At 35.8% G+C, this 7,986-nt stretch carries 4 protein-coding genes and 1 CRISPR repeat array; of the genes, 2 read left to right on the top strand and 2 right to left on the bottom strand.

The window, feature by feature from the left end:
* Nucleotides 1-366: 366 nt before the first annotated feature.
* Nucleotides 367-636: direct repeats of the CRISPR family, unit length 29 nt; unit sequence CATTTAAACCGCCTACACGGCGTTAAACT.
* An 868-nt stretch (nt 637-1,504) separates the two neighbouring features.
* Together A9G41_RS11895 and A9G41_RS14595 are read left to right on the top strand one after the other, a co-directional pair.
* Nucleotides 1,505-1,786, top strand: a complete 282-nt coding sequence (locus A9G41_RS11895; RefSeq protein ID WP_075539739.1) for a hypothetical protein — start codon at nt 1,505-1,507, stop codon at nt 1,784-1,786.
* A 42-nt stretch (nt 1,787-1,828) separates the two neighbouring features.
* Entirely contained in the window at nt 1,829-2,494 is a 666-nt protein-coding gene (locus A9G41_RS14595) for a helix-turn-helix domain-containing protein (RefSeq protein ID WP_218837709.1), read from the top strand.
* A 264-nt stretch (nt 2,495-2,758) separates the two neighbouring features.
* On the opposite strand, the gene A9G41_RS11885 is transcribed toward A9G41_RS14595, so the two are convergent.
* Both A9G41_RS11885 and gpJ read right to left on the bottom strand, forming a co-directional pair.
* The gene (locus tag A9G41_RS11885) at nt 2,759-4,180 is read right to left on the bottom strand and encodes a phage tail fiber protein (protein ID WP_075539738.1); all 1,422 of its coding nucleotides are present in this window, start codon (nt 4,178-4,180) and stop codon (nt 2,759-2,761) included.
* A 65-nt stretch (nt 4,181-4,245) separates the two neighbouring features.
* The gene (gene gpJ / locus A9G41_RS11880; RefSeq protein ID WP_075539737.1) at nt 4,246-7,980 is read right to left on the bottom strand and encodes a TipJ family phage tail tip protein; all 3,735 of its coding nucleotides are present in this window, start codon (nt 7,978-7,980) and stop codon (nt 4,246-4,248) included.
* Between the last annotated feature and the right edge of the window lie 6 nt (nt 7,981-7,986).

The raw sequence follows: 7,986 nt of genomic DNA, 5'->3' as shown, positions 1-7,986 counted from the left end.
TGGTATAAAATCATACTAATAAAAATTCCACCTCTATCATCAAATTTAATTAAAAGCTTTTTTCAAAAATACGTAATAACTTTCTACTGACTATTTTAACTTTCTGTATAAAATTTTTAATAAAAAAATATTGCTTTTATAGATAAAAAGCAACATAAGGCACATTAACATATTTATTTAACATTACAATATTTTATGTTTTCTAATTTAAAGAGAAGATGAATTGACTTAAAAATAATGTGAGTTAACTAACAAAAATAAATATAAAAATCTTTCAGAAAACCCATTGATTTTATTTAATTTTTAATTAGCGAAATACGACTATATATTAGTGGCAGGCATGATCTATATAACAATAAAGAAAAATATTTAAACCGCCTACACGGCGTTAAACATAGTATATTCGTTTCTAGTTTACCGCCGTGTACATTTAAACCGCCTACACGGCGTTAAACGTTATTTTAACTGGCAATTTGAATTTGCTGGCCATTTAAACCGCCTACACGGCGTTAAACTTGAGCAAAATAGCATGAGTGAAACTGACCGACATTTAAACCGCCTACACGGCGTTAAACTCAAGATCTTAATTAATCTATCATCATAAAGTCATTTAAACCGCCTACACGGCGTTAAACTAGAAACAAACATACTATAAACTTTGTTTGCCAAAAGGCAAATAGGATTTTTGCCTCTAAAAACCCTTTTTGCAAAAAATCACTAACACAATGTTTTTATTTGTTTTATTTTACAGCTCAAAAAAAGGGGGGATAAAGCTTTAGATAATTTGATAAGGCGTAATTTTTACTATACAACAAAATTTACTATAATTGATTTATAGTGAGCATCAAAGTTTATTGCGAATATCAATGTAAAACCGTGCCAGTTTCGGCGGGCTTTGACCCCAGCAGGAATCGAAAACAAAAATCAACTCATTGAACAATATAAATATTTAAAACCAACCTATTTTAAATACCGCCAAAAATACCGACCAAAAATTTTTACGTATTTTATAAAATAAAACCCTCTATATCGAGAAATAATCGAGGGCTTGAATTGGTGCTTTGACAACGCCAATCATAGCCAATCTAATTATAAAAAGCTATCTAAAAAGCCGAGAGCTTACCTATTAATTGCGTGTACTGGTAACAATGGTATTACTGAAAATGAGATATTACACATCTGTAGGCTTTCTAGCGGTGGGAATGCATGACTAGTAAAAAGTGACCGCCAATTTGGCTGGGCGGTTATTCAGCCACCTCTTTCATACTATAAGTAGATGAGCCATTTAATATTACGAAATTAGAAAAACAATTGCAAATTAATTTTTCACTCTGTCATATAAATTGGATTAACATTCCAGTACATCAAAAAATCATTCATAACAAATAAAACTCATTAATTATTGCTCATAATAAAAAAGCACAAAAAGTTAAAAAATCACCTTGACCAGACCATTGGTCTGGTTTAATGTATATCCATACTAAATCGAACGAGGAAATAAAAAATGGCTAAATGTGTATATGAAATCAGAAAAATTATTCCAAATGGATATAATGTAGATGAAAACGGGATAAAAACTACAGCATACGAACAAACATTAGAATTAAATTCATTCAGCGATGTAAAAAAATTTCTCTCAACTAAAAATCATTTTACAGTTGGATGGGGGAGCGATGTTTTTAGAAATGGTGAATTAGTTTTTAATGTAGAGGCATTTGAAGATTGTAAAATGGACAACAAATTAACATTAAAATCAATTATAGAATGTTATAACGACAACAAATAGGAGTAAATCATGTCATTAAACACACTATCAAATGAGGAGCTAATGTCGTTTTCTATTCTAGCTAAAAATAGAAAATGCAGAGCACCCGAAACAATCGACAGAGCTATTTTTGATGAACAAAATAACCTATTTTTAATGAAAAACAACGACGGAATTACAGCAAAAGATTTTTTTATTTCACATTGCGTACTGGGGCTGATTTGTTTTGCGGTACAAGAGGATGTGCATATGATCGGAGGGCAAACACTAGCGAGCGCGGTTGGAAAAATAAATTTGAAATACGAAACAGGTCTCATTAGATATGAGCGCTGGCTAAAATCGAATGATTTTTATGAATTCTACGAAAACACTATAAAACTAATACGCTACATAAAAATTAACGGTGAAAAATTTAACGCATTAACAATAGCCGACGATATTATACTAAAACAGACGCAGTTTGATGGCGATGACCCATTCGGTAGTCCACTAGACAGATTTGCAGTGCGCGAAGAAATTTATCATCAAACATATTCGCTGGGCGAAAATTCAGTTTCTGCGGAAAAAGTTTTAAATGCACGCAAAGCGGCGGGGTTAACACAAAAACAATCCGCGAATCTTGTCTATGTTGATGAGAGAACTTGGGCACGATGGGAGGCTGGAGATAGAAAAATGAACAAAAATATTTATGAATTGTTTTTAATTAAAACTGGGTTATTTTACAACTGATTTTTTAAAATTGCGATGTTTAATTAAAATTTAATTTAGTTACAAATGATAACAATAAACTACACACTACCAATTTATATACGCACAGCGCCCGATGATTACGAAATAGAATTATCGGGCGAGTGCTACATTATCAACAGCTATGACGATCACAATTATGTGTTCTATCAAACACCAAAAACATTATTTGATATAGCTGATTTTGTGATGCTACATGACGCTGTTGAGTATTGTAAGTTGAAGATTGATAGTGTGTTTTGTTAGTTAGTTTTCATCATTGTTAATAATGACTGGATTTAGTGTGCTCGGTATCGGCTCTTCATTCTCAATTACCTCAACAACTGGCATTTCTAATCGAATGTCTATCCATCGTCCTGCGGTTATGTCAATTGGCTCGCCAGCCACAATTTGACAGCTCTCAAAATCAAATTTTCGTGTGTACGTTTTAACTGTGATGATGTTGTTTTCATCAGTTGAGTACTCAGCAAAAAATTTTTTATTGCCGTTAGCGTCCTCGGGTAGCGTTATATACCACCCCTCTTTTGCAAAACCTAAACTACCGCTGATTTCGTAATGACCAATATCAATTCGTTTAGCTGTCACGCCAGCGGCCAAATCATTCACTAAACTACAGCCCGATTTTTTAAAATCATCAACATCATCAATATTTTCAGTCGCAAACAACCGCAAAATCGGAGATGCTTTTTTCAGAAAACCATTGCTATCAGTTGTTGAATTCGCTGTTGTGATCGCCTCGTACCAGCTCTCCTTGCCACGCGACGTTGAACATCGATAGAAAATTTTCGGGATTTTACTGTTTATAACTGAGAGCATTTCGACTCCCCACGTTGCCGTAGATGTTGGTAACGGCAACAACGATGCTGTGCTTCTGCCGCCATTAAACGGCAAACCATTTATTTTATCTGTCGTTGTAAAATAAAACGCCGTTTCTAATTTATCATCTAAATTAGAAACGGGGATACCGGTGTTTGAACCAAGCCCGTAATCGCCCTTTTTTAACACTGATTTATTGTTAATTGTTACATCGTCAACATCTTGAAAACACCATTGCTTTTTATCTGTTATATACGCTAATTTTGTAAACCATTTTTTTATTTTCTCGTCGTAAAAAATAAACGACAAACTATTACTCAGCGTACGCAATACAAACTCGTTATTACTATCTACATATTTAAATTTAATACCTGCCGACTCAGCAGACATACGTAATTGCCCGCCCATTTCATCGCCCGATTTTTTTACTGCGCCATCTATTAAGTTAGATAATTTTTTTTGTGATTTTATTATTACTTTTTGTCCGTCGGGCGCTATTAACTCAACATCTCCCGAGCCAGTTAAGATTTTTTGCCAACCATCAAGCTGTTTCTGATGATACGCTAGTGATGATGCTATTTCTAATGCAAATTGCTCAATAGAAACCGACGGCGATGTTGGAATTTTATAGGCTTTATCTTTCGCTGTTACGCCGTTATAACTTTCTGCTAATGTTAATCTCGTATCAGATTGCACTGATGCAATTTCATATATTTCAACTTGATTTGATGATTGTAGAATAAGCATTCTACCGGCGGACACACCAGATAGCGGATTAGCCCATTTTGTTCCAATACCTATTACCATATTACTATTTTTTGTTACATTTATTTTGCCTGTTGTATACCACATAATTTTCCTCAAATTTTAAATATAAAAAACCGCTGCATGAGCGGTTTGTTCTGATGGATTGTTAATTAATCAAGAAAACCGTTTGAGTTGTTCATTAACAAAGTTAGCGAATTAAAAGAGACTTTACATTGACTAACAAATGAATGTTTACGTCGCTCACCAATTAATTGAATATTAATTCTGCTGCCAATTAGGAGTGGCGGAACTGGCACACATAGATTATCTATTTTCCCGTCATTAATTAATTGATTAATATCAAAAGAAAATTGATTGTTAAATAAAAAATGTAGCGTTATATCAGATACGTTGCCATTCGTGCATTCAACTCGTGTTGTTCCTGCAAAGCATAACGTTTGCCAGCATCCATTTCCTTCAACCGTCATTATATGCGCCGAGTTTAGCGGGGGATTAAAACCAAACAACAAATTAGCATCACGAACGTAGTTTTTTGCAGATAATACATTCCCTTTTATTTGCCCAACATTCAGCGCTCCTTTTATATGACAGTTTTCATTGATTACAACATTGTTTAATTCCCCTGATGTCGCTGTTAGTTTTCCTGAAATGTTGGCATTAACGGCTTTTAAAGTACCTGTTTTTTTAGATAACTGCCAACCTGAGACTCCATCAACAAAATTATCAGACTGAATGATATCATTGATCTTGGCATTAGTTATTGATGCGTCCTTGATGTGTGCATCTGTTATTGAACCATTGCCAATTGCTGTATCGTTAATGATCACTTGATTTCCGTGGGTAGTAAAAATCACTTGAGGATCTCCTCCTGCGGCATTCATAATTGAAAAACGATCTTGTAAGAAAATAACATTCGATTGCATGCCTTCATCAGTGTTTTCAACCCCCATAGTCATGCCTGCAACATACTGTTGACCTTTATTGTCAACCTGAACTTTCATGGTTCTGTGAGCTGAAATTTTGCCATTGAGATTATTTACAGTTTGGCTTACATCTGAAATTGACGTGGATACGTCCCCCACTTTTGTATTGATGGATTGAATGGCTTGTGCTGTAGCTGAGTTTTGCTCTGCGGTAGTTTTTTTAAACTCTGATAAGTTACTGCTAACATCACCGTATTTAGAGTTTAATTCGCGTAATGCAATTGCTGTCGCCTCTTTTTCAGTTAATAACGCAGAGTTGGTTTCTTTTATTTCAGCCGATAAGTTGCCATTTTCAACCCTGCGCCGGCGTGTTTCAGTGTCATTAGCCAAAGCATTTTCAATAATTGCTTTTGCGTTTTCTATTGAGCTAATCGCTGCATTATCAACGGAATCAATGAGAGAATTCCAAGCATCGGTTTCTTTGATTTCATCAAAAATATGGTCAGTTAAATCATTAGTATTAGTACTAGAAATCCCCCTAACCCATTCTGTCCAATCGCTGACATTCCCGATTTTATCAACTAGTCGAGCACGATAAAAAAACACCTGTCCTATGGACAATCCAGTTTGTGAGTAATTGCAACTTGGATAGGTCACATTTGTTAACTGTAATGCGTCATCTTTGTTTTCGTTAGTTGAATACTGAATTTCTGTGTGGCTAGTATCGCCGCTTGACAGCGGAAAAGACCAGTTAAGAGTAATTCCAAAAATGACATCATCACTTGCAGTAAAACCAACTGGTCTATCTGGTTTGCCAACCTTGCCTTTAATTGAGGTTGCTTGCGAATACGCCCAAGGAGAGGATACGTCAATTGCATTAACAGCTCTTACACGAATCTCATAAACACCTGAATAAACCCCCTCGACAGTAAAATTTGTGCCGTTTGTGCGTCCAACATTAATCCACGCCGACTTGTCTTTTCGCCATTGCGCAACGTAGTTCGTAGCACCATTTACTGAATCCCATGTTGCATTTAAAGAAGCAACTGACAATCCTTGTGAGATATAGCTACTTTCTGAAACAACAATATTTTTTGGAGTAGAAATTGAACTTGGTGGAGTAACTGTAATTGGTTTTGATTCAAGCCTAACACCCTCATCAATATATTTGAACTTATTAGGATCATGCTGAATAGCCGTTATTGAAAATTGACCTTTTTCAGTCGCCGATATTGATGTTACTCTAAAATATTGAATCGCAACATTATCGCTATCTATACACCAAACGTTACCAGCAACAGGTGTCATTTTATAATTAGCAGAAACGGTAAGCGTTTTTTTATCTGCGCTAATAGTTTTGATCGTCCTACTTTGTGCTGTCCCATCTGGCAAATTAATTACTAATCTATCTCCCGGTTCATAGTCAACAACTCTATCTAACGTTATTTTTCGCCCAGAAACAGCATGGATTCGGCCACCATTTTCTTTACCAGAACGGGACGGATCGGCAACACCAATAATTCTGGCTGGCATCGGAATATAACCATCTAAACCAACCGTAAACGTAATCGCCTCATCTTTCGCATTGGAAAGTAATGCCCATCGCCCTCGCCTTTGCGCCTCCGCTTGTGATGTGCAGCCAATCGCTGTTAATTTCATTACATTAACATCGTATCGACGCATTAAATTATGATCCCATACCGCCTCGACATCATCACAATAGTGATTATTCGGGTCAGAATAAGCAACTAAGCACGAAGTATATCTATTTTTATATGAACCACCTGAATATGCAAAATCACCGATAACGTTAGATGGATGATAGATGAAATCAGGCTCGTCTTGTGGCATGTCAGCCGTTAAACAAATCTGGTCATTACCCCAAAAAATTATTCCACGGAATGACGCCACCAAATCTTTAAGTACTGTGTAAGCGTCTTCTTGGCTTTGTATATATTCATTACAAGCAAAACGTGGCTCTTTACCACCCTTTCCGTCAGAAACCATTTGGTCACAATATTGCCCTAGTTGATAGATAGACCATTTGTCTAGCATAGTAGAATCAATCCGTAATCCCATGCCTGCTATCTCATCACGCATTAAATAATAAGCCAGCCAAGCGGGATTATTCGTGTAAGCCATCTTAAAACCACCTTGCCAAACTCCCGAATATGTTCGACTAACAGGGTCGTAATTATCTGGAACTTGAACAAGCTTCCCTTTTAGCTTACAACTGATTTTGGGCACAGCTCCGTTAAATTGACTAGCATCAAGCTCAATGTAAAGCAAGGCAGTATTTGGATATCGTAACTTACTATCAATAACTTCTGCGTATGAAGACACGCCAAATGCGTTAATTAATTTACTATTGGAGTTAGAATCTGGCGTTAATCGCCTTACTCGAATAGCCCAGCCATTTACCGCACTTGGCAAATTTATACGATGATCTCTTTGATATTCAGATGTGGTTTTACCATTAAATTCCGCATTAACAACCGTTTCAAAAGCACTACCATCCGTTGATAAATCAATAGCATAATTCACAATTGTACCAACAATATCACCGTTATCTTTATATTGAACAAGTGTAGGCAAACTCAACTTAATTCTAATGGCATCTAGTTCTAAATTAGAAAATGAGCGAATCCACGGCTTATCGGCTTTTACTATATAATTTGCTCTTAGTTCATTACTTATCTCAGGAATACCTTTAATATAGTCTTGAGTTTGTGATCCATTACGAAACTCCCACATAACACCATTGAAATTACGTGAGCCATCAGCGTTAGCTAGTGGAGTGTTATCAATATAAATGTTTTGTTCGGTAAGATCGCCCTGAATTTCTCCCTCACTCAATGCCAATAATAACTTGAGTTTAGCAGTTGAAAGCAAGTTATCTGGTTGCTCGTGGGGCTTGTGCGGTTTTTTACCGCCACCTTTTTGACCTTCTATTAAATGCATAATCCA

This window comes from Gilliamella sp. Nev5-1 (assembly GCF_001690895.1).
Classification (GTDB): Bacteria; Pseudomonadota; Gammaproteobacteria; order Enterobacterales; family Orbaceae; genus Gilliamella; species Gilliamella apicola_C.
This window is presented reverse-complemented; position numbering and strand designations above follow the sequence as displayed.

Bases quoted from the DNA above. Each gene is read 5' to 3' on its own strand.
- A9G41_RS14595 (WP_218837709.1), top strand. From the start codon at position 1,829: ATGTCGTTTTCTATTCTAGCTAAAAATAGAAAATGCAGAGCACCCGAA.
- A9G41_RS11895 (WP_075539739.1), top strand. From the start codon at position 1,505: ATGGCTAAATGTGTATATGAAATCAGAAAAATTATTCCAAATGGATAT.
- gpJ (WP_075539737.1), bottom strand. From the start codon at position 7,980: ATGCATTTAATAGAAGGTCAAAAAGGTGGCGGTAAAAAACCGCACAAG.
- A9G41_RS11885 (WP_075539738.1), bottom strand. From the start codon at position 4,180: ATGTGGTATACAACAGGCAAAATAAATGTAACAAAAAATAGTAATATG.